Raw genomic sequence first — 23,502 nt, forward strand, 5'->3', positions numbered from 1 at the left:
CGGGCAGGTTAATTAGGCACGCCAAGGCTTGTGGTAGCTGGGTTTCGTCCCTCAGCCTAGCCTAGGATGGTACCCAGGGTAAGGGCAAGAATCAATAAGCCTAGGCTTATTGATAAAAAGACCGAGTCATTCTCAACAAATTAACTCTATTGCGAGTACAGTTATACGAGATTATAGGGGTTTCGAGCTACGATCAACCGATATCCAGCCAATGCACATTATGGGCGATTTTTTCTTGCGCTTATCCTGGGATGGTACCGGACAAAGCAGAAACTTGGAAGGTCCTCAATTGGAATTCCCTCATCGCAGGGGCCAGTAAACTTGAATTCCTCTGCTTCAATAAAATCACCAGTAACATTACCGACTAGATCATAGTTTCCTGAGAGTTCCAACTTCTTGACTGGTGGTCCTTGTTTCAAGTCATCTTCTGTCAGCTCGACCCAAATAACATTGGGGGATAAAGTTGATTCAAAGTAATAAACGTTGCTAAGGTGATTTGCTGCTGTTCGCCAAATGGTAGAGGAAATATTGGGTTCTTCTGGATTAGTTAATTCTTGGAATGGAGCTGATGCATTGCGAATGACCGACATTACATTGGCCACTGTTTCTCTGTCGGACTGAGGAGTAGGTAGATTTTTTAGGTAATAGCTCGCTCGTACATACCTGTCAGCTGCTCGGTCTGTTCCAGGTAGCATAGCATCGCCACCTACTGATTCCCAATAAGCATTGAGTGCTATTTGCTCATCGTAGATAGGAGAGTTGGTCATCACCACAAATTCCTTTCCATGGTGAATAACCAGCTTGCCTTCGACGTGTTCAAAGATAGCCGAGTCACCCAGTGCATCTGAAATAGAAAAATGGACTGTAGCGGGATAGCTGATACCGCTGTCGCTAGGAAGCGGTGAGGAAACGACTTGTAACTCATCGTTCTCCAATGCACTTACGGCTTCCTGAACCGTTGCAAAATTGTCCAAAATATACTGAATATATGCTGACCATGATATTCCCTCACGGGAGGTGTCACGCTCGCCGAAATCTGCTTCGGCAAGAAACAGCATATTTGCCATCAAGCCTTGGTCATTCAACCCATCAATAGTAGCTGTATCGTAGGCAGCAGCGATCACAGTTCCATATTTTGACTTCCACTCAACAGAATTCTTACCTACTACCCCATCTCGCTCCATTCCAGCCGGAAACATCCATAGATTAGATTTAGAGTCTTCATACCAATCCATACTGCGGCCAGTGACAGCATAGGTCGGTGTGACGTCTTCTGTATAAGACGCATGAATAGCCCTTGTACATGCTTGAGCATCACTCAAAAAAACCAGATTTATGATTAACCCACAGATCAATAATGCTTTGAGAGTTCGCACAATGAAGTGCATAACTTATTCCTCCTGTGTTTATGCATGTAGATTGCACCAGACAGGAATGTATCATATCCTTCCAAATTTTTCTAGACCTCGCCACTAGTGATCGCGCCACCATCTCAACTCACCTTTGAGAACCTCGCAACTCAAAGGACTTGGACTCACGAGCAAGCGCTACCATCATCAGTACCTCTGACCTTGGCGACTCGGAGGGATTGTAATTATAGGCGATCGCCCCGCTTTTACTCCGAGGGAGAAACGGTACCTACGACCTGGGATGCTTAAGGGCTTTGAGGGCAGCAGCGGGAGACTAGCTTTGGGGAAAAACCAATCCTTTCTCCTAGTCGTTCGCTAGGGTAAAGGGTTGGGAATTCGTTAATCATAAATGAGTTTAAATGACTTATAAAAGGATTTCAAGGACTCCTATTGCTGACTTATGAATAGCATTGAGGGTAGTTTGTAGTGTTTTTGTCCCTCTCCCCTGGTGCTGGGGTGACAGGATTACTGCTACCGTAGCAACTGGTCGCCAATCCGTAAAGCGGGGAAAAAAGGCGGTAAGTCGGAAAAGGAGTCTATCAATAGCGCCAGGGAAGATCTGGCAGATAGGTTAATTAGACCGTAAGCATTAAGCTGTCAGTCGTCAGCCGTCAGCCATTCCCGTAGCGTGACGCATAAGCTGTTCGCGTAGCGTGGCCAAAGGCCTTTAGCACCTCAAGTAGCGTGCGCGTAGCGCTATAGCTGATAGCTGATAGCTGATAGCTGAATCCTTAAACCACTACTATCTCAAGCGACACCATAGTCAGTGTACGGACGTTTATAAGGAGCCTGTAAACCCAATACAATATCGTCTCTTGGAACGCCCATCTCAACTAACTCCTCAGCAGGATTGAGATCTGTCAGATTTTGCTGGAGCCAAATTTTTCCGTCTTTGATATCTAAATGAACTATAGAACGGTAAATTCGATTCAAATCTTCCCAACCCACATTCATCCACTGGTAATGATCCCGAACAGTATCAAAAATGAGTTGTACTTCCACCTCATCATTTGAAACATCATCCTTGGCGTAGTCGTTCAGTAATGTTTGAACGTACTGGCGGTATTGAGCTACTTTCTCCATTCAACAATCACCTCTTTCGCTGAATCATACACAATTATCAAGACCTGATACTTTTGTATCGCAGTTTGAGTAAACTCGTATTGGAAAAATGTTTGGTAAACATCTTTTGGAACTGCCAAATATAGACTCCGGTCTGGCTCAACAGACTCCAAAGCAAGACGATAGCTGAGAAACTGGCCCAATGCAGAGTAAAAATCGGTAATGGCAGAGGGATTCAAAAAGCTTTTGATCTCAACCGCTATTTTCTCCCCTGTCCGTTCTGCTGCGATCAATCGCTCTGCACCTAGATCAGCTCGGAAGTTGATGTTTCCAAACTTAAACGTCAGTGGATCGTGAGTAATCACCCACTGGTCTTTTTGAAGCGCTTGCTTTACAGCTTCGTGGAAAAGATCTTTGGCGGACACAAATCGAATCTCAACCCTGCATCTTTATGATACTGACTTCTAAGGTAAGTCTATACGGCTGTAATGGCACAGTCTAACGGTTACCTTCAGGGGTGTGAAACCAACTATCTCGAAAAGTTGATGCTTTAATCTACAGATCCCCTGTCAGAGTAGTAAGTTATCACCCCTATTGCTCACAAGCTCAAGCCTACACTCCCCTACCCTGGCGAGTCTAGCTAGGTCACTACAAAAGACTACAGGAAGAATTATGCCTTGGAGTATCAAACACAAAATCCGTTACAGTATGTAAATAAACGAAGTTACCTTTTTAACCCAGGCACAATGGTATCCTCTTCCTCGATAGCTGTCAGAGAACTCCCCATATTTCCCCTACCTGAAGTCGTTTTATTTCCTGGACGCCCTCTGCCGTTACACATTTTTGAATTTCGCTACCGAATCATGATGAACACGATTTTGGATAGCGATCGCAGATTTGGTGTCTTAATGTGGGATCCTGTTAAACAGGAACCAGCTACAATTGGCTGTTGCGCTGAAATTATCCACTTTCAGCGTCTTCCCGATGACCGGATGAAAATAGTAACCTTAGGTCAGCAGCGGTTTCGGGTCTTAGAGTACGTTCGTGAAAAGCCCTATCGGGTTGGACTAGTGGAATGGATTGAAGACCAGCCACCAGCTAAAGACCTCAAACCAAAGGCAAAAGAAGTGGCACAGTTATTGCGGGATGTTGTGCGTCTTTCCGCGAAGTTGACCAACCAGAAAATTGAGCTACCAGAAGACCTGCCCGATCTACCCATTGAGTTGTCTTACTGGGTTGCTAGCAATCTGTATGGCGTAGCCTTAGAACAGCAGGCACTTTTAGAGACCCTGGACACAGAAAAACGTCTAGAACGGGAAACCGAAATTCTCACTTCTACTCGCAATCACTTAGCGGCACGTACTGTACTCAAAGATGCCTTAAATTAAGCTTTGATTATAAGCTTAAGAGAGAATAGACCTCGTAGCATTAGTATTTTATTGATACTGTTTTCATCAATTATTTTCCCTTCCCTTGTCCGAAGTTCCCTAGTCCCTATTCGGTGCTACCAGCGCTATAACAACATTTTTATTCACGGTTGACGGTTAACTGTTGACAGTCAAATTATCGACATTGATGAGGGTGTAGCTGCCAAAAATCTTGAGGATTTCCTGATCAGGGATTATTTCCTCAAGAGCGGCTTTAAATAATGGTGCATAGAGATCTGATTCCAGTTCAATAAAGAATATGTACTCACCAAGTAATCGCTTGGTGGGACGAGACTCAATCCGACTTAAATTAATACCTCGACGGGCAAATACCTGGAGTGGTTTAGACAAGGATCCAGGTATATTAGCAGGAGGACTAAATGCTAAGGAGGTATGACTACCTCCAGGAGATGGCTTTAAACTCAGCACCCAAAATCGAGTGAAATTATCGGGATAGTCATTAATGTTAGATGCCAGTACTGGTAGAGTATAAAGCTTTGCTGCTCGTTCAGAAGCGATCGCTGCTGCATTGTGATCTTTGTCCAAAAATTGTAGCGCTTCAGTAGTGGAGTTGGTAGGTACCAGTTGCACTGATGGCAGAAACTGCTCTAACCACCCCTGACACTGAGCCAGGGCTTGGGGATGGGAATAAACCGTTTTAATGTCTGCTATGGTTGATGCCCGTGACATCAGACAATGTCTGATTGGCAAAACCAGAGCCTGTTGGATTTGGAGCTGATCTAGTTGCCAAAGCCGATCTAGTGTCATGGCGACACTGCCTTCAATGGAATTCTCTACAGGTACCACTGCTAGATCAACTTGTTGGTTAGCTACTGATTGTAAGGTTTGGCCAATGCTGGGATAAGGACACAAGAGGGATTGTTGACCCTGTTGTTTCTGGAGTCGCTCAGCATAAGCTGTGGCAGCGGCTTCTGTATAAGTTCCTGGTGGTCCGAGATAGGCAATAGAAAGTGACATAATAGACAATATAATTTGAGTTGTGAACAAAATCGTTTAGGGAAGGGCAAGAGGCAAGAGGCAAGAGGCAAGAGGCAAGAGGCAAGAGGCAAGAGGCAAGAGGCAAGAGTTAATCAAGTAGATAAGGATTTTTAGTCAGGTCAAAAACTGTAATCCTTGTATTGATTCAGTCGCTATGATAATTTTTTTGTGTGATCATAAATTAGCATTTGGTTTCATGATATAGTTAGTAATATTATCTAGATTAGGGTGGGTTAATTGTCATAAAATAATCAATAATAAATTAGGATTAGATCAGATTTTTAGGTGCTTTGTATTGATTAAGAAGTTAACTGTAAGCTATTGAAAAAAAATAGCCCTAAGTTAGTCAGTATATCAGTTATTAGTAGCTGGGGTATTTTTAGGCTTGTTTGGTAATCGAGGAACCGATAAACAGCAAGCGCAAATAGTCTATTTTAAAAGTAAAGCAGGGTATCTTTATCTGCCCTAGTTAACGTTTATTTCTTTCATGATGGCATCGGTTTTTGAAAATTTCCAACCCCTAGCTGCGATCGCTACCACTCCTACTGGGGCTCAAATCCTGCAACCCCTCTGTCAAACTACTGGTGCAACCCTTTGGGTACCGAATTCTCTGAGCACCCTAGAACAGGTTGCTGTCTACAAGGGTTCCCTCAAAGACCACATTGCCTCCCTTTGGTCCAACCACCGTGCCTTGGTGTTTTGTTTGGCAGCGGGAGCAGTGGTGCGCTTAATTGCTCCTTTGTTAACCGATAAATCCAGTGATCCAGCGGTGGTGGTGGTTGATCAAGGGGGAGGTTTTGTAATTAGTTTGTGTAGTGGTCATCAAGGGGGAGCAGATCAACTGACACGGTTAATTGCTTCCCAACTCGACTCAACGCCTATTTTAACGGGAGCAGCAGCGGATTTAGGTCTACCTGGAGTTGATGTCTTAGGTATTCCCTTTGGCTGGTATCGGGGAAAAGGGGATTGGACTAGAGTCAGTGCTGTGGTTGCCCGTGGGGAAATAGTACAGGTAATTCAAGAGGCTGGTTCCACTCTTTGGCAAGCTCATCTTAGAGATGGACATCCTTTCTATTTCGGATTTCAAGACGATAGCGCTACAACTGAATCCGAGTCTATCTCACCTAAAGCCAGGATTTGGATTAGTCCCACCCACCAGCAATTTTCTCCAGGATCGGATTTACCAAACGTCCAGTGGTATCCACGGGTACTGTGGCTGGGAATTGGTTGTGAGCGAGGGACATCGAAGCAGTTGATTGAAATGGCGATTCGGCAGACCTGTGAGGGTTATGGTTTATCAGAAAATGCGATCGCAGGAATTGCGACTATTGACCTGAAAGCCGATGAAGTCGGCATAGTCCAATTGTGCCAAGAGCGCCATTGGCCCTTACGCACTTTCCCAGCGGACGTACTCCGTTCCGTAACTGTACCCAACCCATCGGATGTAGTGGCGGCAGAAGTTGGTACTCCTAGCGTTGCCGAAGCAGCAGCTCTGTATAGCGCTCAAGAGTTGAAAGTTAGCAAGTTGTTCGCGAACGTTGGCCAAAAGCCCATGCTTCCCGAACAACCCTTATTAGTTCCCAAACAAATAGTTAAATCAGCGAATCAAGTAGGAGCAGTAACTGTAGCGATTGCTCAATCCCCAGTAGAATACACTGGACGTATTGGGAAACTGTTGCTAGTGGGTATCGGTCCGGGAAATCTTGAGCAAATAACCCCAGCAGCTAAAACAGCTATATCCAGCGCTGATGCTGTGATTGGTTACTCCCTCTATATCAATTTAATTGCAAGCTTGCGACGTCCAGGACAAATTATCGAAGCATTACCGATTACCCAAGAAACCCAACGAGCAAAACGTGCCATTGAACTAGCTGAGTGGGGATTAACGGTAGCAGTAGTTTCCTCTGGTGACTGCGGTATCTATGGTATGGCAGGGTTAGTCCTAGAAGAATTGCGCTCTAGGGGCTGGGATGGTAAGACACCCCAGGTGCAAGTATTTCCTGGTATTACAGCCTTACAAGCTGCTGCCTCTCGTGTGGGAGCACCCCTGATGCATGATTTTTGTGCCATTAGTTTGAGTGACCTATTGACCCCTTGGGACGTAATCGAAAAGCGTCTAGAAGCCTCAGCCGCAGCAGATTTTGTGACTGCGTTGTACAATCCGCGATCGCGTAATCGGACTGAACAGATTGCGATCACACAACGGATATTTCTCAAGCATCGTAAACCTGATACTCCTGTAGCCATTGTGGTTTCCGCCTATCGAGAGGATGAAAAAATCACTCTCACAACTCTTGACAAAATGCTAGAAATACCGATTGATATGCTGACTATGGTGCTGATTGGTAATCAAAGCACTGATATTCATCAGGATTGGATGATTACACCAAGGGGATATCAGGTTTAAGGTTATTGGGTTGAAGGTTATTGGGTTGAAGGTTATTGGGTTGAAGGTTATTGGGTTGAAGGTTATTGGGTTGAAGGTTGTTCGCGTAGCGTGGCCAAAGGCCAAGGTTGAAGGTTGTTCGCGTAGCGTGGCCAAAGGCCAAGGTTGAAGGTTGTTCGCGTAGCGTGGCCAAACGCGCCCCGCGTGGCCCAAAGGCCAAGGCCAAGGTTATTTGGTTGAAACCAGATTCGGTAAGTTAAATCAGAGAAACAACTCAAACACCTGACGACAGAAATGTTTTAGCTTGTCCCCCACCTCAGCTGATGGCTGACAATTACCGATAATTTGCCAACGCTCCACTGTGGACAGTCGCCAAGCTTCTCCTTGATGGTTAAAGGCGGTCGCTTCCAAACCAATCAGCCGATGAGATTGATCCAAGTGGTCTTTATGAAACCGAATCTGTAACAAAATACTTCGACTTTGGAAGCGTCTACTCCAGCCAGGGAAGTGAAAGCCAATGTCAATAGAGTTAGGATCCACGAGTTCTCGGGTTTCCGGGTCATTTGTCCAAGGCTTGAGGTCAGCCTTGGCATCAGGGAATTCAGACTTAAACAAATTCACAACAGCCGCAATTTTGGTGGTGACTTCTAAGCCGATGGCTTGTTCAGCTGCGTTCACGCCTAATCTCCTATGGTTAACTGCTAGTAACGTAATTTGTATCTTTTTATTACAACCTAATACAAATCTACCCAATTATTTATAAAAATTTATACTTTTGTAGTATAAGTTAAATATTTAATCAATACCAGAACCAAGTGTTCCAGGGCTCAGGGGGTGACAAGCTAATTGAAAATCTTACAGGGGTTAGGTTAATGGGGTTAGGTGAAGCGTGAAGATTGCCCTTGCGAGATGGATTGATTCAAACTATCATTGACGTTGTATGGTAAAAATTGCTTCAATTGCTGGGAAATACAAATGACTCCGATGCGCTCATTTTACCCAACACCTAAAACCTAAAACCTAACACCTATCTAGCTTTGAGCTTTGTTGTCACCCCGTGAGGTTCCAGGGTAAGCGCAAGAAAAATGAACTTATAATATGCTAGGGGAAGCGATGTCAGAATAAAGGTTTCCAATGGTTATTGGCTTCGATTTCCCCGCGTTACTCAACTGCAACAACTCGGCAATCCTTGCGACTGCTGCCTGCTACTGATTCTCAACAAGTTCAGCAGGAAGTGATCGATTTTGAGAACCTGATTGATCCGCGAGGGAAAAAAGGGGCTAAATATGTAGTGATGGAAAAACTAATTAATGTCAGCTTGACGCTAATTTTCTTCTTGGCTATCAGTCTCCTAGGAATAGGAGAAGCATTGGCTACAGAGCTTCATGTTGCACTGTATCCATATGTTCCTCGGCTTGAGCAATTCCAAACAGCAATACAAGCTGAATGGGATTTGGTTGAACCAAACGTTCCCTTGAATTTCTTTCCTTCGGAGGATTGGGATGGGGGTTACTCGAAGAATCCTCCTGAAAATGCAGATGTTTATGTATTCGATGCCATGTTTTTCGACTACTTTCGCAATCAAAACTGGCTCGAACCGATACAGGCTAGTGAAATCGACAACTTGGAGGACTTCGTTGACTACGCAATAGATGGGGTTAAGGTAGGTGAGGAGTATTACGCAATTCCCCAGCTTGGCTGTGCAAATATATTGTTCTATCACAAAAACGATGCACCAATTGCCAATGCAACGAAACTAGATGAAATTCAGAATGCTTTGGGTTCATGCACCTATACCAGCGAGATTCCCCCCGATATTCGGGGCATGATGCTTGATATGTCTGGTGCCACGACAAATGCTACTCTTTACCTAGACATTGCCCATAGCTTGACTGGACAATATCCCTTCCCATTGCCTGAGAATGAATCGCAACTTAACTTCCAGGCGATAGAAAACATGCAAGAGTTGCTAGGGATGGCAAGCTATGAGAATGCAACCGATTCTATGGAGCCCAAGCAGCAGCCCTACCAGCAGGCAGAGTGGTTTAGTAATGGTTGGGGACGTGCATTCATGGGCTATACAGAAGCGATATCAAACATGAGTGAAAACACAAGGCAAAACATTGGCTTCAAGGTCATGCCGTTATCAGATCAAGATCAATCCTATCCAGAAGTTTTCTATGGTGATGTGATTGGTGTAAATACTACAACTAAAGAGAGGGGGACACGTGACCTAGCTGTAAAGCTAGCTAATACGATGGCAGCCTCCACAACGATTATTGCAAGTATTGGAGCAGATGCAAGTCATCCCTATCCCCAGTATCTTATGGCCACTCGTCCCAGCGTATTCCAGACTCTTGAGGAATCGTTTCCCCTTTATGGTGATATGTTTCGGCTGATCCAAGGTCAGAATATTATTATGTTCAAGGTGAATGATCAAAGCCGTAGCTGGCTAGAGACAATGAAGAAAAAGATTCGTGATCAAGCTAGGCAGAATTATTCTGGCGGCTGTGATTATCCAGCTATCAAAACTATTATCAATAAAAACTATTATCAATAACACTTATGCTCCTGAGATTTGTGAAAATACATGTGCCCACCATGGCGGTTGGAACGGTCAGTAGACCAATGCATACCCAGCTGCACAAAAGAAATCTGTATGTGGTTGCAACCCATGCCCATTGCCATAAAAGTCTGGCACCTGAGTCCTCACTTGTCTAAATTACCACTCAGCGGTAAGCTCATATAGCAATCCGATATCACAGTGGACAGTAACAGTTCTTACTCAGAACTAAGAACTCAGGACTGACGAACTATTTTCAACGGAAGTATTGTTCACCAATCGATGAGGATTGCAACACGACAAGCAAAACCGGAAAGGCAAAACAACCGTGTCAATCAGTGAAGAATCTATAGAAGTCGGGTCTTGGGAATGGTTCTATCGGGAAGCTAAAGCAGTTGGCGATAGTAGAGGAGTGCCAGTAATACTGCTTCATGGCTTACCATCCCAGAGTTTTTGCTGGTGTGAGATCATGCCAGATTTAGCTAAAGTAGGCTACGATGCGATCGCACCAGATTGGCTCGGTTCTGGATTATCCGCAAAACCCGATCGGCTTGACTTTCCCTACACACCAGATGCTTTCATTGAAGCCTTAGGCGATTTCCTTAAACACCTGGAAATCGAAAGATTTTCCTTAGTTGTCCAAGGCTTTCTCGCTTCAGTGGGTCTTCAATATGCCTTGCGTCACTCAGACCAGATTGAGCGTCTAGTGATTCTAAATACACCTGTCTCCTCTGCTGCCAAGTTACCCAGCAAGATGCAGCAATGGGGATGGCCATTCATCGGAGATATGTTAACCCAAGACCCCTTGTTAGTTGACCGAACTCTCGAAGGGGGGTCGCGCTATCGTATTGAAGACAACTATTTAGATCTCTATCGCAAACCTTTCCTGAAAAGTTCCGATCCTGGACGTTCTCTGGTAGCGACTATCAAGAATATCCAGATGAACAAGTCTATGGCAGAAATTGAATCAGGTTTCCGCAACTGGGACAAGCCAACCTTAATTGTTTGGGGACTCAAAGACCCTTGGCTTCCGGTTGAGCAAGCTGAGCAATTTGCTAATCAGCTTAAGAATGGGGAATTAGTGAAGCTGGAGGAAGCTGGACATTACCCTCAGGAGCATTGGTCGAAGGAAATTAGTGAAATCCTGGTGCCGTTTCTACGACGCAAAGCTTGAATTGTTTAGTATCGTTGGCAATTAAAGGATGTTGCGATCAGCAGCAAAATGTGTCGTGTAGCTGCATTCAGAACATTTATGTTCTCTAACCCTCAAATCTTTCTTTACTTTGATCTGACACTCAGGACAAGTCTGGCTGGTTCCACGTGGGTCTACTCGCGCTCCTGTAACACCCACGTTTGAAAGCCCATGGCTCTTCCGGATCTGTGGTTTAAAACGTATCAAAAGGCACAAAATCGAAAATAAACGTGGCTGGAACTGGCAGAATTATCTGATATAAACTTGCCTTATCAACGCAAAGCCGGAAGAGCCGTTTATAACTACCGATGTTTACTTTCTCTTTTTCAAAACACCACTGCAACCTGTAGCACCCAAAGCTAACAAACTAAAAACAGCAGTTGGTTCAGGTGTAGATGCTACTGGGGTATCTGGACGTAAAGTGTATGCAATGTCTCCTGCACCAGCTCCTTGAGGAAGATCGTATGTAAATAAAGCTTCACTAAGCTCAAAGAAACCAGCTATAAAAGAGAATTCATCATCTGACCAACTCAACCCTAAGAAATCACCATCGAAAAATACAGCTTCAGGATCGGATAAACCATCAGTTTCAGTGTAGTTAACACCATCAAAGTCAAAACTGATATTGGAGACTGATAAAAATTCTTCATCTATTCCCGTTAATCCTGAATCATCAAACTCAAAAAATCCAGAGTAGGTTTCACCATCTAAAAAACCCGAATCTATACTAACTTCCAAATCATAAATTATGGAAGCTGCATTAACAGGATTAGCATGAATGACAGTGAAGCCAAGAACTGCACTTGTGGCAACGAAAGATAACTTTTTTAAAATGTTAGTCATGTTTTTTTTGTAAAAGGGATCAAGTATTTGTATGTTGCGTAGATTTAAAAGCTATTAAACACCCTGTATATTATAGATTGTGGCCAAATAATTACTGGCTTTTCTATTACTAAAAAAAAATGACTAGCAATAGCAATAGTGACAACACTCATGTCTGAAATAAAATTTAAGATTCAGTAATTGAGTGAAAATACTTATTAAAAAAAAAAGCCTTTTATTGAGAGCTAGTTAATAAATGACTATAAGCGGTAAATAAAAAAGAACATTTGGCTAAAACAAACCTAAAATAATCATGATTTTATACAATGCAATTTTTCACAAAAAAGCAGATTATCAAAACTATAATAAAAACTGCCGAATATTCATTTAGAGTTAGAGTATCTTCCTGAATATAGTCCTAATTATCAAGTTGACATGCTCCCAGCAGCGTCTACCTGAGCAGCTCGTGATTTGATTAGTATTTCGCCAACCAAGATATTGCTGAAAGTAGTGCTTGGGTAGGTAAACTTCGACACAATCAGTGGTCAAGCTGCCCTATTGGGTATTCAACTTTGCGTGTGATGTGACCAATATTGGGTTATAGTACGTGACGAACCTTAATTCGTTTTCCCGATCGGTTGGCTAGCGAACAAACAATGATGATGAGAAGTTATCGGTCTATTCTGACTGTGATTCTGGCAATGGTGATGACCTTTTTGGTCAGCTGTGGTAGCCCAAGTGCAACCACAGCTCCTACCTACACCCCTGAAAAAATTGCCCAAATCCAGACAAGTGCTACTAGAGTGCTTGAGCTTCGCGAGAAAATGCCAGTTCTCGAAGCCAACATTCAAGACGAAAACTGGGTAGATGTCAGTTCATTTATCCATGGTCCGTTAGGAGATCTAGGGCTCAGCAGTAACTATCTGAGTGGTCAACTCCTTCCCAAAGACCAGAAAGCTGCCAAGGAAGCGGCTGAAGAATTGTTGAAATCTTTGGTGAAAATTGACGAGGCTTCTGTAGAGCGCAACTCCCAGCTAGCACTCAAAAACTACGAAGCAGCGCTGAAAAACTTTGATGACTTTTTGGAACTCATTCCCACTAGTTAGAAAGTTATAAAATATGAAGAATGAATTATGAAGTGTAAAGTGTGAAGTGTAAAGTGTGAAGCTTAACCTGTGAAATGAGGTGATTGGTGGCTCAGTGATGGTGAATGGCTCGTGCTTTAGACCCTGAAGGCTTACATCCTAGGGCTACAAAAACCAAATTCGCTCTTTGGGAAATAAAGATATAATCAATGTTTCCTATAGGTACACAGCTTTAGTTTATGTATCCTAACTAGGCACGGGTATCAGGAATCTTAGAGGTTGTCTGAGAAGTCTCATTTGCTACATCCAAGCCCCCGTTGGTCCCCCAATTTTGCGGTGCGACCCAAGGGCGATTTACTCGCCCTAGGAGGCGCGCACCGGAAGGGACTTTTAGAATAAAATTGACTCTTTTCCCCCCCAAAGTTGGGGGGCTAGGGGGGCAAAATCCAGTATAAAAAAACTTTTCAGATATCCTCTTAACTTAATACCATTCCAATTCAGGTTGACTAAAAGCGTTATCAATAACCATAATTCATACATTAAAACTTCACACTTCATAATTTATACTTCATAATTCATACTTCATAGTCGATAAAATTGTGAGTAAAGTCGCTATTATTGGATGCGGTATCGTTGGAGCAGCGATCGCATATGAACTTAGTCGGGTAAATGGGCTAAGTATCACTGTGCTCGACCAGCATCTGCCAGCACAAGGATCTACTGGTGCTGCTTTAGGGGTACTGATGGGTGCCATTAGTAAGAAAGTCAAGGGTAGGGCGTGGCAGCTGCGCCAAGCCAGTATCCAGCGCTATCAGAGCCTGATTCCTGAATTAGAGGCACTCACGGGATACCAGATTCCAGTCAATCGCAACGGTATCTTGAAGCTGTGTTTGCCTGGAGAGGACTTAGCGTCTTGGGAAAAACTAGTAGAAACTCGCCTCTCCCAAGGTTGGCAATTAGAAATTTGGGATGTTCCCCAAGTTAAGCACCGTTGCCCTCAGCTAAGTCAAGATAAATTTATTGCTGGAATCTATTCTCCCCAAGACCTACAAATTGATCCAACTGCCCTAACCCAAGTATTAGTGGCTGGTGCTGAGGCCAATGGGGTTAGGTTTAATTTTGGAATCACAGTAAAAGGATTTGAATCCATAGGTTCCGATCTCAACAATTCTCTCAATTGCTCCCAAATCTATACTGATGCTGGAACCCTAGAGATAGATTGGCTAGTAGTGGCTGCTGGGTTGGGTTCATCTGGGCTGATTAAGATGCTCCAAGCACCAGACTTGCAAGTTACTCAAGCTCTACCTCTGACTCTCAAACCAGTACTGGGACAAGGAGTAAAATTGCGGCTGCCACAGCCCATGGGATATGAAGATTTTCAGCCGGTGATTACTCGTGATGATGTTCATATTTTGCCAGTAGGTAAGCAAGACTACTGGGTGGGCGCAACAGTTGAGTTTCCCGATGATGCAGGGAATGTGGAAGCACAACCAGGGTTACTGGAGGTGGTCAGACAGAATGCGATCGCATATTGCCCTCCTCTAGCCACAGCAGAGATTATCCACACATGGTACGGGTTACGCCCTCGTCCAGAAGGACGACCTGCCCCTGTCATTGATCAACTGCCTGGTTACAATAATGTTTGGTTAGCAACAGGTCATTATCGCAATGGTGTACTCCTCGCTCCGGCTACAGCACAACTAATTCGCATCGGAATAATTGGATCAGGAAAATAGCTAGAGGTGCGACCCGTGGCGAATTTAATTGTTAATGGTAAGAGCGCACAAGCATGTTTTTGTTGAGAGTTAATCTTGACATTTCACAGTTAACCGTCAATCTTCAAAAAACACCGATCAATTAAAATATATAGGTTGAATGTTCATGAACTGATCTTTGTAGGAGGCGCGGCGCAACCTCTCACGTTTAACCCCAATGGGGTGTCAGGGGAGTATCCAGCCGTGAATTTTTGATGAAATCTCGATGGTTAATCACGAGTTTGCTGATGGTGCTGATGAGCTGTGGCGAGTCGCCGACTCCACCACCTAATACAACAACGAGTTCCCAACCGATGCCAACCCCGCCTAAGTTAGAGGACACATCTAAATCTGGCAGTTCAAAGTCCACAGCCAAACTGTCTCCTCCGGCATCAGTTGCCTTTACTATCTCTGCTAAAGGAATTGGACCGGCTAAGTTGGGAATGACCTTGGGACAGCTGAAAAAATCCCTAGGGGATAAAGCAAAATTTGAGGTCAAGTCACCGTTTATTGTCGGTTTCGATGCGATCGCAGTTATCCAATCAGGACAACCCCAATACTATATTCTTTACCCGATGGGAACACCTATGGGTAATTCAAGCGTAATGGAAGTGTTATTTACCGAAAACCCTAACTATCGTACCACCAAAGGTGTTGGTCCTGGCATACCCCTTAAACTAGCTGAGCAAGCTTACGGTGACGCTACCTTGTCCTTTAACTATGCCAGCGAGTCTAGGGAATACGTCAATTTTGCCAACCTATCACAAGATATAGCCTTTCGCATGGGAGTAGCCGCCAATGATACTAATAATCAGTTTTCTGGCATTTATGTTAAACCCTTGAAAGAATATAACCAAACCCAAAACTATCGCGACTCAGCGACAATTAAATCCGTAGAAGTCTATTGCCGAGATAAATGTCCTTCACCCTAAATACTCATTTACGTGAGCTTATCATTTAAATGCATGATAGCTCATTTAATCAACAAGCGTTTGAAATTGCACTGGAAGCAGTAAGGGAACAGTTGCCCCTCAACTCCCCAGGCATGGGGCAATTCCCACCAATTCCCCTACAGGTCTTTGACACTCTCCCATCCACCAACCAAACCCTTTGGGAATTGCTCAACCAAACTGCAACAGTTCCCACCATGGTTATTGCTGGGCAACAGACAGCAGGGCGGGGACAGTGGGGACGACAATGGCAATCTCCAAAAGGTGGACTCTACTTATCATTAGCTTTAGCTCCCAAGTTACAGGCATTGGACAGCGCCCAGCTAACCATGTGTAGTGCTTGGGGAATTGCTACAGCTTTGAGAGCTTACGCCATACCAGTGTCTCTGAAGTGGCCCAATGACCTACTGCTTAAGGGACGTAAACTCGGAGGTATTCTAACACAAACCCGTGTCCAACAGGGTCAAATTACCAAAGCAGTCGTGGGTGTCGGAATCAACTGGAGCAATCAGGTGCCGGAATCTGGCATCAATTTGCGCTCATTTTGGCAAGCCGAGCCCTCTCCCACTGTGAGGTCTATAGAAATGCTGGCTGCCATTGTTTTACAAGGACTACTGTCCGGATATCAACTCTGGTCAGAGGAAGGAATGAATAGTTTGCTACCACGATATCTAGCGCTATTCAATTATCAAGGAAGCCAGGTCATGGTAGAAGGAAATCCAGGCATCATAACAGGGGTAACCCCTAGGGGCGAACTGCGAGTGCATCTACACGATACTCCGACCCCAAAAGAAATTTTGCTCAAGCCCGGTACAATCAGTCTTGGCTATCGTAGTTGTTGAGAACTCTTATGGTTAAGGGTCAAATGTTAAAGGTTAACCATTAACAAACAGCGATCAAGGTTAATCAACTAATCAACAAAACAGCAATTATGGCGTTGCTTAATAATGGAATGATTTTAAGATTAGGTGCGCGCCTCCAAGGCCGCGAGCAATCCCTCGCGGCCTTGGGTCGCACCTGTGGAATGGGCATCAGGCGTGGAAGCGATGCAGCGCGGTCTTGGGGGTTTCCCCCACTCGCGCTTTGCATCAAGACACAGGCATCTTGCCTGTTACAGTTTCGCACCTGTGGAATGGGCATCAGGCGTGGAAGCGATGCAGCGCGGTCTTGGGGGTTTCCCCCACTCGCGCTTTGCATCAAGACACAGGCATCTTGCCTGTTACAGTTTCGCACCTGTGGAATGGGCATCAGGCGTGGAACAGGCATCTTGCCTGTTACAGTTTCGCACCTGTGGAATGGGCATCAGGCGTGGAACAGGCATCTTGCCTGTTACAGTTTCCGGGCGGGCAGGATGCCCACTCTACTCCTATTCATTCCAAGACTGACGCAACGCCGGAATTATGGCTGATGGCTGAGCCGAGCGAGTATAACTGTGTAGTAATTATTTAGTGAGTCGTAAATGACCAAAGAAAACTCCCCTGGTAGCACCCTGTATAGCATTTTCTACCGATGCCCAAAACTCATCCATGGACTGAGTGTGATGAGTAGTATTGGTGTCCTCAGCAGCGGTATGGTTGTGGCAAAAACTCAGTCACCCATAGAAGCTGTATCAGTAAACACGACTACCAAATCTATAACGGAAGCAGGATTTGATCCAATTCTTATTGCTGCTTTGCCTAAACCTACAGCCCCAACCTCTTTTCCGGTGCCAGCTGTGCCAGTGGCAAAACCAGCCCCAGCAAAAGCTCCTTCAAAACCAGTAGCAGCAACTAAGGTCACTAAACCCATTGCCCCACGAGCACCAAAAGCTGCCCGGAAATCAGTAGCTCCCTCCGTGGCTATCAAGGTCAGGAAACCTATTGCTCCACCAGCTAGGAAATCTGTCCGGACAAAAGCGATCGCAGTCAAACCAGTACAGCGTAGAACCCAATTCTCTGTACCAGCTAAAGCCACTGTCGCCAAGCCACCCAAAGTCAAGCTCAATCCAGTAGCATTACAGCCTAGAGTTCCAAAAGCGGCTGCTAAAAATAGCTATATTGACCGCACAAACTACAATGTTGGTGCCACTAAACGGTACACTCCCCCCTCGGCAGTTGTTTTAACTGAACGGTCAAGGGGTTGTCGGACTGTAGCCAGAAATGGGCAACTCAGGGGGAATTGTGGTGTTGCCCCGAGGCGTCAACCAATTGCTATCACTGGAGGTAGACGGAACGGTAGAGTAACTCAATTACCCAGACCACGAGTAATTGGTACTCAAACTGCTAGATATAATCCGGTTCGACCAGTCCGATTTAATTCAGTTCAACCGGCCAGATTTAATCGGGTGAAACCTGTCAAGAGTCGTCCAGCTAAATGGGTTCCTCGTGGGATTAGCGTTGCTCGGCGGAATCGGTCTGTCCGTAAACTTCCTACAGCCTTAGCCTACTACAATCTCACCCAACGACCCTCAGGATTGGCCAATTTCAGGCAATCCAGCTTTGTGTTCCCCGTAACCATTCCTTCTGCCATTAGCTCCCTATTCGGCTGGCGGATTCATCCGATTTCCGGTAATCGCCGTTTCCACGCTGGTACAGATATAGCAGCACCCCTAGGTACTCCGGTTGTTGCTGCCGCTGATGGTGAAGTAGTAACAGCTGACTTCTTAGGTGGCTACGGTTTGACCGTTATGGTGCGCCATGAGGAAGGTACCCAAGAAAGCCGCTACGCTCACCTATCAGAAATCTTCGTCCAACCTGGGGAATGGGTACAAAAAGGAACTGTAATTGGGCGCGTTGGCAGCACCGGTAATTCTACTGGTCCCCACCTACACTTTGAATGGCGGCATGCCACTCCCCAAGGCTGGGTAGCAGTGGATGCTGGCTCCCATTTGAAATATTCTTTAGGTCAACTAGTCCAAGCCCTACAAGTAGCCCAAAATACCTCCTTTTCCCTACGAGGATTTTAGGCTGCTGATGGGGTGATGGGGTGATGGGGTGATGGGGACAGAGTTATATCAGCAGCACCAGTTATATCACCATCTCAGTCCCCAGTCCCTTGTCACCCTTCACCCTTTACCCTTTACCCTTTACCCTTCACCCTTTGCATCCAACGATGCAAGCCTTTACTTAGACAAACTTTCCCACCGAGCTTCCACCATCATTCGCACCACATCCGGCATTTTGTATTGGGCTTGCCAGCCTAACTTATCCCTTGCCTTAGCTGGGTTAGATTTCCCTAAAGCCAAATCAGTCGGTCGGAATAAGTTGCTATCGGTCACCACATGCTCTTGCCAGTCCAAGTCAAGTGTAGCAAACGCCGTTGCCACGAAATCTTCTAATTTATAACTCTCTCCTGTCGCTATTACATAATCATCTGGCTGGTCTTGCTGTAGCATTAAATACATTCCTTGAACATATTCAGGAGCCCAACCCCAGTCACGCTTAATTGCCATATTGCCCAAACGAAGCTTCTCTTTACTACCGTTAGCAATCCGACAAGCAGCACTAACAATTTTTTGGGTCACAAATCGTTCTGGTCGTAGGGGAGACTCATGATTAAATAAAATACCAGAGCAGGCAAATAACCCATAGGCTTCACGGTAGTTAGCTACTTCCCAAAACGCTGCTGCTTTAGCAACACCATAGGGACTTCTGGGACGAAAGGGAGTCTGTTCATCAGCGGCTTTGTCTCCAGTATCCCCAAAGCACTCACTAGAACCAGCGTTATAGAGTTTAATGGGAGCACCAGTAAAGCGAATTGCCTCTAATAAATTAATCGTGCCAGTTGCTATGCTTTCTAGGGTTTCTACCGGTTGTCCAAAAGACAAACCCACTGAACTTTGCCCAGCCAAGTTGTAAACTTCATAGGGTTGGAATTTTGTCAGCACTTGCAATACACTACGAAAATCCGTCAGTGTCATTGATTCCAATTTAATTTGGTCTCGGATACCCAAATACACCAATTTCCTAAAGGAGGACATTTGAGCATCCCGTGACGTGCCACAGACAGTATAGCCTTTGTCTAAGAGCAACTTTGCTAAATAGGCTCCATCCTGACCAGATACTCCACAAACCAGTGCCTTTTTCATTAACTTTTCTCAGAAAATAAACGATTCATGTCATGATAGGATTAACTATCCATGTTAGATATCAAGAATCGCAGTGTACAATGAATAAAGAAGAATATCGATAAATATAACTATAAATAGTGATAGATCTAAATAGATAGATTATGAGTGAAATATTAAGGTTATGGTCGGCAATATATAAACGGGGGCAAGCTCTAAATATAGATAAGATTAAGTGAATTACCTAGGGAATTCAAACGATAAGAGCATAACTTATAATTATTTAAATTATAACTATTGTTGAAAAAATATTTTGTTGATACTGTTTTCATTAATTATTATTCTCTGTTACCTGTTTCCGACAACGGCGACGAAGTCTATTGTTTTATTAAATAACTTTGGTTCTATTTTAAATCGTCACCAAAAAAAATAAGACACCCTTCTGCCTTGATGAATGGCAAGCTACTAGTCAAGTATAACCTGCTAACTTAGAGTTGACAAAGGGAAACAGATTAGCGTCAGTGCTATTATGTGGGTATTAATAATTAACTATGACTAATTACATATACCAGCAGTTGGTTCGATGGGGAACTTTCCAGCTACGAGTATCCTCTAAGTAGAACAAACCGATCACGGCTCTTTAACAATCTCCCTCTACCAGGCTAATCTATGTGTTCACCAATTGTCAGTTGTCAATTGTTATCAAATCCCAACCACAATCAGAGACGTCATAGTAGTGAGTGCGCTTTACCTATAGCTTGCCTATCAAGAGATGAAACCCTAGACCAGATCAAGCTCACCAATAACCAATAACCAATTACAAATGACAGGCCAAGGGAAGCGTCAATGAACCCTAAACAACCCTAAACACAGTCGTGACGTGGCTTGAGTGACAACATATTCCGGATTTTCTGAACAATTTAGTGTGTCTTTATCTAGCAAGAGTCAATATGTTTATGATCAATACAATTAACCCAGGGAAAAAAAGACCCCTTGATATATTAAGCCAAATTGCTAAGAATCACAGTAGTCTACAACCACGATTGACTAGACCAGTGGTGGGTGTAAGCTTACTGGTGGTTTCCGCTATTACCCTACCTACACCTACCCTAGCTCAAATTCCTTCAATCAAAGTACCAGCTCCACCATCCCCGATCGAGGTACCAGCTTCAACATCCCCGATCGAGGTACCAGCTCCACCATCCATTGCTGACTTCATTGAGGTGAATCAGGGTAACACCGTATCAGCCGCCACACCCCCTGTGCGTAACTCTTTACCACCAGATAGAGCTTATACCCTTGATGCTGGAGATGTTCTGACCATGAATATCTTTGATGTTGATGAATACAGTGGTCAGTATCAAGTACTGGTGAACGGTTCCCTGAACCTACCCTTGATTGGTAGTGTCGTTGTAAGGGGAAAAACCCTCGATCAAGCTAGCGAACTCGTTACCAGTGCCTTCTCTGTTTACATCAAACGCCCAGTCGTTTCTTTGGGTCTGGTCAAAGCCCGTCCTTTAAAAATTTCCGTAGCTGGGGAAGTGAGTCGCCCTGGAGCCTACACCATGGGTCTGAATGAAGGACAGCAATTTCCCTCCCTGACTCAAGCAATTAATTTGGCTGGGGGAGCTACCCTAACAGCAGACGTTAAGCAAGTAGAACTCCGGCGTCGTGAAAGCTCTGGGCAGCGCAATACTTATTATATCAATCTCCAGCAATTGATTAATAGAAGTGATATCAGGCAGGATGTTACCTTGCGGGATGGGGATGAAATCTTGCTCCGAACTACTACTGCTATCAACCCAGAGCAAACCCGTCTATTGTCCAATGCCAGTTTTGCAGCTAATGCCAGCCGTCCGATTCAAGTGGCTGTGGTAGGGGAAGTGGTTAACCCAGGAGCTTATGTGGTCAAGGGAGAAACTCTGGGTAATAACAACATTAACATCGGTAGTGCTGATATCCGTAGCACCAATGCACCACCAACTGTAACCCAAGCGATCGCGATCGCTGGAGGCATTACCCAAGACGCTAACGTTCGCCAGGTTAAAGTGCGACGTTTGACCCAAGGGGGTACACAACAAGAAATTGCCTTGGATTTTTGGCAATTGTTGCGACAGGGTGACCTAACTCAGGATATCCTCTTAAAGGAGGGAGATACAATTCTTGTCACCAAAGCTGACGAAATTGCTCCAGAGGTAGCATTGGCATTAGCAGATTCCAACCTTTCTGCTGCTGCCATCCCCGTCAATGTGGTTGGTCAAGTTCAACGACCTGGTAATGTCCAAGTCAAGCCCAATTCTCCTCTTAATGAAGCCTTGCTTGCAGCTGGGGGATTTGATGACGTTCGTGCTGAAAAAGGTTCTGTTGAATTAGTTCGCCTGAATCGCAATGGCACAGTTGAAAAAAGAGACATTCAAATCGATTTTACGGCTCCAGTTAACGAGGAAACTAATCCGACCTTGCAGCCTAATGATGTGATTATTGTTAAACGGGATGGTGTCGCAAGAACTGCGGACAATGTTGAAAGGATTTCGAGACCTGCTAGCGGTATTTTCAACCTAATTGAATTACCAATTAGATTATTTAATCTTCTATTCTAGTTTAGCTGTCAGCGATCAGTATTAAGCATTCAGCTTATTTGTTGAATGCTTAGTGCTTACCAATTTTAATACTGAGTTTAGAGATAAGTCTGATGAAATGGAGAGTCATTCTTGAGCCTGATCTACATAACGGAGACTGGGCAGCTTGGTGCCCCGAACTTCCTGGTTGTACTTCCTGTGGTGAAACTAAAGTAGAAGCAATAGAAAATATGCGTGAGGCTATTGAACTCTACCTTGAACCTGCCCCCCTTGAGCTGCCGGAAGGTTCTGTTACTTGCGAGGTTACTATCTAATGGGCGATCGGATTCGCCGAATGAATGCTAGACAAGTTGAGGCCATCCTTGCTCGGTACGGTTTCGATCTGATTAGCCAGAAGGGTAGCCATCGGAAGTGGCGCAACTCTCAACAAAACCTTCAAGTTATTGTTCCGTATCACAAAGGACGAGACTTACCGATTGGAACACTGAGGAATATATTTGTCAGTGCAGATATTCCTGAATCAGAGTGGAAAGGCTAGGAAGGCTCTAGTAGCTAGAGCCTCTGGCTACGTTTTAACAATCGATCAGTTCTGGTGTCTGATTCAGAATTTGACTGCGAATAGAAATAAAGTCCTGATAAGCAGGTGATTCTAAAGCTTCTGGACGAAATATAGCGGTTTTGTGGCAGTTTTGAAAGGCTAACTTGATCCCGAAATAACGCTCGACTGCACCACGAATCGCATCCCCACCTATCATCCGCAATAGCTGGGCTCTATCTTGCTCAGTTGGTGGTGGTACCGAATGCTCTACCCATTCCGCTTCACCCTGTGCCAATTGCTTGGCCAGGTCTTCCACAATTCCAAAGGCATAAGGTAACGATTGCCTAATGCTCTCAATAAAAGCTTCTTGATTAACCTCACCCTCCTGTGCTTGCTTCAACAGCTCTGGAGTAATGTTCAGTGACATTGGCTTTTCCTTTATATCCCTAATAAACAAAATAGTTATCAGAGGTTTACACTTAGTTGGCTGAACCTCCCAGGGAACAGTCTATCGTGATAATGATTATTTTTATTGTTAATAATAATCATTTTTAGTAAATAAATATTACGATGCAGGCGGTTAGAGACGTACTATGCTAGTACCTTGAGCTTGGTCAGTTTTGGGAGAATGCGTTCGCGTAGCGTAGCCCTTCGGGCTAATCGCTCTTAGCGGAAGCTTCGCTTCATCGCG

At 44.6% G+C, this 23,502-nt stretch carries 25 protein-coding genes; 13 read left to right on the top strand and 12 right to left on the bottom strand.

Annotated features, from left to right (window positions below; genetic code table 11):
- Positions 1 to 218: 218 nt before the first annotated feature.
- From BJP34_RS31165 to BJP34_RS31175, 3 genes are all read right to left on the bottom strand, one after another.
- A complete protein-coding gene (locus BJP34_RS31165) occupies positions 219 to 1,388 on the bottom strand; it encodes a linear amide C-N hydrolase (protein WP_083305436.1) in 1,170 nt (389 codons plus the stop codon).
- Between the two features lie 768 nt (positions 1,389 to 2,156).
- Positions 2,157 to 2,492 carry a XisI protein gene (locus tag BJP34_RS31170; RefSeq protein WP_070395691.1) on the bottom strand — a complete coding sequence of 112 codons (336 nt, stop codon included), beginning with the start codon at positions 2,490 to 2,492 and terminating at the stop codon, positions 2,157 to 2,159.
- Entirely contained in the window at positions 2,480 to 2,896 is a 417-nt protein-coding gene (locus BJP34_RS31175) for a XisH family protein (protein ID WP_070395692.1), read from the bottom strand. Before BJP34_RS31175 ends, BJP34_RS31170 begins: the two co-directional genes overlap by 13 nt.
- Positions 2,897 to 3,217: 321 nt before the next feature.
- Between BJP34_RS31175 and BJP34_RS31180 the strand changes: the two genes are divergently transcribed.
- A complete protein-coding gene (locus BJP34_RS31180; RefSeq protein WP_070395693.1) occupies positions 3,218 to 3,859 on the top strand; it encodes an LON peptidase substrate-binding domain-containing protein in 642 nt (213 codons plus the stop codon).
- Positions 3,860 to 4,015: 156 nt separating this feature from the next.
- Here the strand turns inward: BJP34_RS31180 and pheA are convergent, their stop codons facing one another.
- Positions 4,016 to 4,876, bottom strand: a complete 861-nt coding sequence (gene pheA, locus BJP34_RS31185) for a prephenate dehydratase (RefSeq protein ID WP_070395694.1) — start codon at positions 4,874 to 4,876, stop codon at positions 4,016 to 4,018.
- A complete protein-coding gene (locus tag BJP34_RS44890) occupies positions 4,806 to 4,982 on the bottom strand; it encodes a hypothetical protein (RefSeq protein ID WP_158517565.1) in 177 nt (58 codons plus the stop codon). Before BJP34_RS44890 ends, pheA begins: the two co-directional genes overlap by 71 nt.
- 402 nt (positions 4,983 to 5,384) lie before the next feature.
- Between BJP34_RS44890 and cobJ the strand changes: the two genes are divergently transcribed.
- The gene (cobJ, locus tag BJP34_RS31190; RefSeq protein ID WP_324610982.1) at positions 5,385 to 7,304 is read left to right on the top strand and encodes a precorrin-3B C(17)-methyltransferase; all 1,920 of its coding nucleotides are present in this window, start codon (positions 5,385 to 5,387) and stop codon (positions 7,302 to 7,304) included.
- On the opposite strand, the gene BJP34_RS37855 is transcribed toward cobJ, so the two are convergent.
- Together BJP34_RS37855 and BJP34_RS31195 are read right to left on the bottom strand one after the other, a co-directional pair.
- The gene (locus BJP34_RS37855; RefSeq protein ID WP_083305437.1) at positions 7,279 to 7,509 is read right to left on the bottom strand and encodes a hypothetical protein; all 231 of its coding nucleotides are present in this window, start codon (positions 7,507 to 7,509) and stop codon (positions 7,279 to 7,281) included. The two genes, cobJ and BJP34_RS37855, sit on opposite strands and share 26 nt — an antisense overlap.
- 35 nt (positions 7,510 to 7,544) lie before the next feature.
- Positions 7,545 to 7,961: a hypothetical protein gene (locus tag BJP34_RS31195; protein ID WP_070395695.1), complete on the bottom strand. Its 417-nt coding sequence runs from the start codon at positions 7,959 to 7,961 to the stop codon at positions 7,545 to 7,547.
- Between the two features lie 463 nt (positions 7,962 to 8,424).
- Here BJP34_RS31195 and bcmE point away from each other — a divergent pair, with 463 nt between their 5' ends.
- Both bcmE and BJP34_RS31205 read left to right on the top strand, forming a co-directional pair.
- On the top strand, positions 8,425 to 9,843 hold the full coding sequence (gene bcmE / locus BJP34_RS31200) for a thiamine pyridinylase (RefSeq protein WP_202972043.1): 1,419 nt from the start codon (positions 8,425 to 8,427) through the stop codon (positions 9,841 to 9,843).
- A gap of 331 nt (positions 9,844 to 10,174) precedes the next feature.
- Positions 10,175 to 11,020 carry an alpha/beta fold hydrolase gene (locus BJP34_RS31205; protein WP_070395697.1) on the top strand — a complete coding sequence of 282 codons (846 nt, stop codon included), beginning with the start codon at positions 10,175 to 10,177 and terminating at the stop codon, positions 11,018 to 11,020.
- Positions 11,021 to 11,041: 21 nt separating this feature from the next.
- Here the strand turns inward: BJP34_RS31205 and BJP34_RS48055 are convergent, their stop codons facing one another.
- Positions 11,042 to 11,197, bottom strand: a complete 156-nt coding sequence (locus BJP34_RS48055) for a zinc ribbon domain-containing protein (RefSeq protein WP_158517566.1) — start codon at positions 11,195 to 11,197, stop codon at positions 11,042 to 11,044.
- A gap of 153 nt (positions 11,198 to 11,350) precedes the next feature.
- Positions 11,351 to 11,881: a PEP-CTERM sorting domain-containing protein gene (locus BJP34_RS31210; protein WP_083305439.1), complete on the bottom strand. Its 531-nt coding sequence runs from the start codon at positions 11,879 to 11,881 to the stop codon at positions 11,351 to 11,353.
- Between the two features lie 617 nt (positions 11,882 to 12,498).
- Between BJP34_RS31210 and psbQ the strand changes: the two genes are divergently transcribed.
- The 4 genes from psbQ to BJP34_RS31230 all read left to right on the top strand — a co-directional run bounded on the left by psbQ (position 12,499) and on the right by BJP34_RS31230 (position 16,491).
- Entirely contained in the window at positions 12,499 to 12,966 is a 468-nt protein-coding gene (gene psbQ / locus BJP34_RS31215) for a photosystem II protein PsbQ (protein ID WP_229424114.1), read from the top strand.
- Positions 12,967 to 13,544: 578 nt separating this feature from the next.
- The gene (locus BJP34_RS31220; protein WP_070395700.1) at positions 13,545 to 14,681 is read left to right on the top strand and encodes an NAD(P)/FAD-dependent oxidoreductase; all 1,137 of its coding nucleotides are present in this window, start codon (positions 13,545 to 13,547) and stop codon (positions 14,679 to 14,681) included.
- Positions 14,682 to 14,914: 233 nt separating this feature from the next.
- Complete coding sequence (locus tag BJP34_RS31225) at positions 14,915 to 15,631, top strand: hypothetical protein (protein WP_229424115.1); 717 nt, start codon at positions 14,915 to 14,917, stop codon at positions 15,629 to 15,631.
- A 29-nt stretch (positions 15,632 to 15,660) separates the two neighbouring features.
- The gene (locus BJP34_RS31230; protein WP_070395701.1) at positions 15,661 to 16,491 is read left to right on the top strand and encodes a biotin--[acetyl-CoA-carboxylase] ligase; all 831 of its coding nucleotides are present in this window, start codon (positions 15,661 to 15,663) and stop codon (positions 16,489 to 16,491) included.
- A gap of 64 nt (positions 16,492 to 16,555) precedes the next feature.
- Here BJP34_RS31230 and BJP34_RS41425 read toward each other — a convergent pair whose 3' ends face one another.
- Entirely contained in the window at positions 16,556 to 16,846 is a 291-nt protein-coding gene (locus BJP34_RS41425; RefSeq protein WP_149031274.1) for a hypothetical protein, read from the bottom strand.
- A gap of 15 nt (positions 16,847 to 16,861) precedes the next feature.
- Here BJP34_RS41425 and BJP34_RS41430 point away from each other — a divergent pair, with 15 nt between their 5' ends.
- Both BJP34_RS41430 and BJP34_RS31235 read left to right on the top strand, forming a co-directional pair.
- Entirely contained in the window at positions 16,862 to 17,098 is a 237-nt protein-coding gene (locus BJP34_RS41430) for a hypothetical protein (protein WP_149031275.1), read from the top strand.
- A 10-nt stretch (positions 17,099 to 17,108) separates the two neighbouring features.
- Positions 17,109 to 18,593: a M23 family metallopeptidase gene (locus BJP34_RS31235; protein ID WP_070395702.1), complete on the top strand. Its 1,485-nt coding sequence runs from the start codon at positions 17,109 to 17,111 to the stop codon at positions 18,591 to 18,593.
- Positions 18,594 to 18,749: 156 nt separating this feature from the next.
- Here the strand turns inward: BJP34_RS31235 and BJP34_RS31240 are convergent, their stop codons facing one another.
- Entirely contained in the window at positions 18,750 to 19,715 is a 966-nt protein-coding gene (locus BJP34_RS31240) for a GDP-mannose 4,6-dehydratase (protein ID WP_070395703.1), read from the bottom strand.
- Positions 19,716 to 20,650: 935 nt separating this feature from the next.
- Here BJP34_RS31240 and BJP34_RS31245 point away from each other — a divergent pair.
- From BJP34_RS31245 to BJP34_RS31255, 3 genes are all read left to right on the top strand, one after another.
- Complete coding sequence (locus BJP34_RS31245) at positions 20,651 to 22,294, top strand: SLBB domain-containing protein (protein ID WP_070396976.1); 1,644 nt, start codon at positions 20,651 to 20,653, stop codon at positions 22,292 to 22,294.
- 92 nt (positions 22,295 to 22,386) lie between these two features.
- Entirely contained in the window at positions 22,387 to 22,587 is a 201-nt protein-coding gene (locus BJP34_RS31250) for a type II toxin-antitoxin system HicB family antitoxin (protein WP_070395704.1), read from the top strand.
- The gene (locus tag BJP34_RS31255; RefSeq protein WP_070395705.1) at positions 22,587 to 22,811 is read left to right on the top strand and encodes a type II toxin-antitoxin system HicA family toxin; all 225 of its coding nucleotides are present in this window, start codon (positions 22,587 to 22,589) and stop codon (positions 22,809 to 22,811) included. Before BJP34_RS31250 ends, BJP34_RS31255 begins: the two co-directional genes overlap by 1 nt.
- Positions 22,812 to 22,845: 34 nt before the next feature.
- Here the strand turns inward: BJP34_RS31255 and BJP34_RS31260 are convergent, their stop codons facing one another.
- Positions 22,846 to 23,238, bottom strand: a complete 393-nt coding sequence (locus tag BJP34_RS31260; RefSeq protein ID WP_070395706.1) for an SCO5389 family protein — start codon at positions 23,236 to 23,238, stop codon at positions 22,846 to 22,848.
- Positions 23,239 to 23,502: the final 264 nt, after the last annotated feature.

The sequence above is a fragment of the Moorena producens PAL-8-15-08-1 genome (assembly GCF_001767235.1).
Taxonomy (GTDB): Bacteria; Cyanobacteriota; Cyanobacteriia; order Cyanobacteriales; family Coleofasciculaceae; genus Moorena; species Moorena producens_A.

Excerpts from the sequence above, each read along its gene's own strand:
- BJP34_RS31250 (WP_070395704.1), top strand. The coding sequence starts at position 22,387 with ATGAAATGGAGAGTCATTCTTGAGCCTGATCTACATAACGGAGACTGG.
- BJP34_RS41425 (WP_149031274.1), bottom strand. The coding sequence starts at position 16,846 with ATGCAAAGCGCGAGTGGGGGAAACCCCCAAGACCGCGCTGCATCGCTT.
- BJP34_RS31235 (WP_070395702.1), top strand. The coding sequence starts at position 17,109 with ATGACCAAAGAAAACTCCCCTGGTAGCACCCTGTATAGCATTTTCTAC.
- BJP34_RS31255 (WP_070395705.1), top strand. The coding sequence starts at position 22,587 with ATGGGCGATCGGATTCGCCGAATGAATGCTAGACAAGTTGAGGCCATC.
- BJP34_RS31165 (WP_083305436.1), bottom strand. The coding sequence starts at position 1,388 with ATGCACTTCATTGTGCGAACTCTCAAAGCATTATTGATCTGTGGGTTA.
- BJP34_RS31240 (WP_070395703.1), bottom strand. The coding sequence starts at position 19,715 with ATGAAAAAGGCACTGGTTTGTGGAGTATCTGGTCAGGATGGAGCCTAT.
- BJP34_RS31230 (WP_070395701.1), top strand. The coding sequence starts at position 15,661 with ATGCATGATAGCTCATTTAATCAACAAGCGTTTGAAATTGCACTGGAA.
- BJP34_RS31225 (WP_229424115.1), top strand. The coding sequence starts at position 14,915 with ATGAAATCTCGATGGTTAATCACGAGTTTGCTGATGGTGCTGATGAGC.
- BJP34_RS31180 (WP_070395693.1), top strand. The coding sequence starts at position 3,218 with ATGGTATCCTCTTCCTCGATAGCTGTCAGAGAACTCCCCATATTTCCC.
- cobJ (WP_324610982.1), top strand. The coding sequence starts at position 5,385 with ATGATGGCATCGGTTTTTGAAAATTTCCAACCCCTAGCTGCGATCGCT.
- pheA (WP_070395694.1), bottom strand. The coding sequence starts at position 4,876 with ATGTCACTTTCTATTGCCTATCTCGGACCACCAGGAACTTATACAGAA.
- BJP34_RS31260 (WP_070395706.1), bottom strand. The coding sequence starts at position 23,238 with ATGTCACTGAACATTACTCCAGAGCTGTTGAAGCAAGCACAGGAGGGT.
- BJP34_RS31170 (WP_070395691.1), bottom strand. The coding sequence starts at position 2,492 with ATGGAGAAAGTAGCTCAATACCGCCAGTACGTTCAAACATTACTGAAC.
- BJP34_RS31245 (WP_070396976.1), top strand. The coding sequence starts at position 20,651 with ATGATCAATACAATTAACCCAGGGAAAAAAAGACCCCTTGATATATTA.
- BJP34_RS31210 (WP_083305439.1), bottom strand. The coding sequence starts at position 11,881 with ATGACTAACATTTTAAAAAAGTTATCTTTCGTTGCCACAAGTGCAGTT.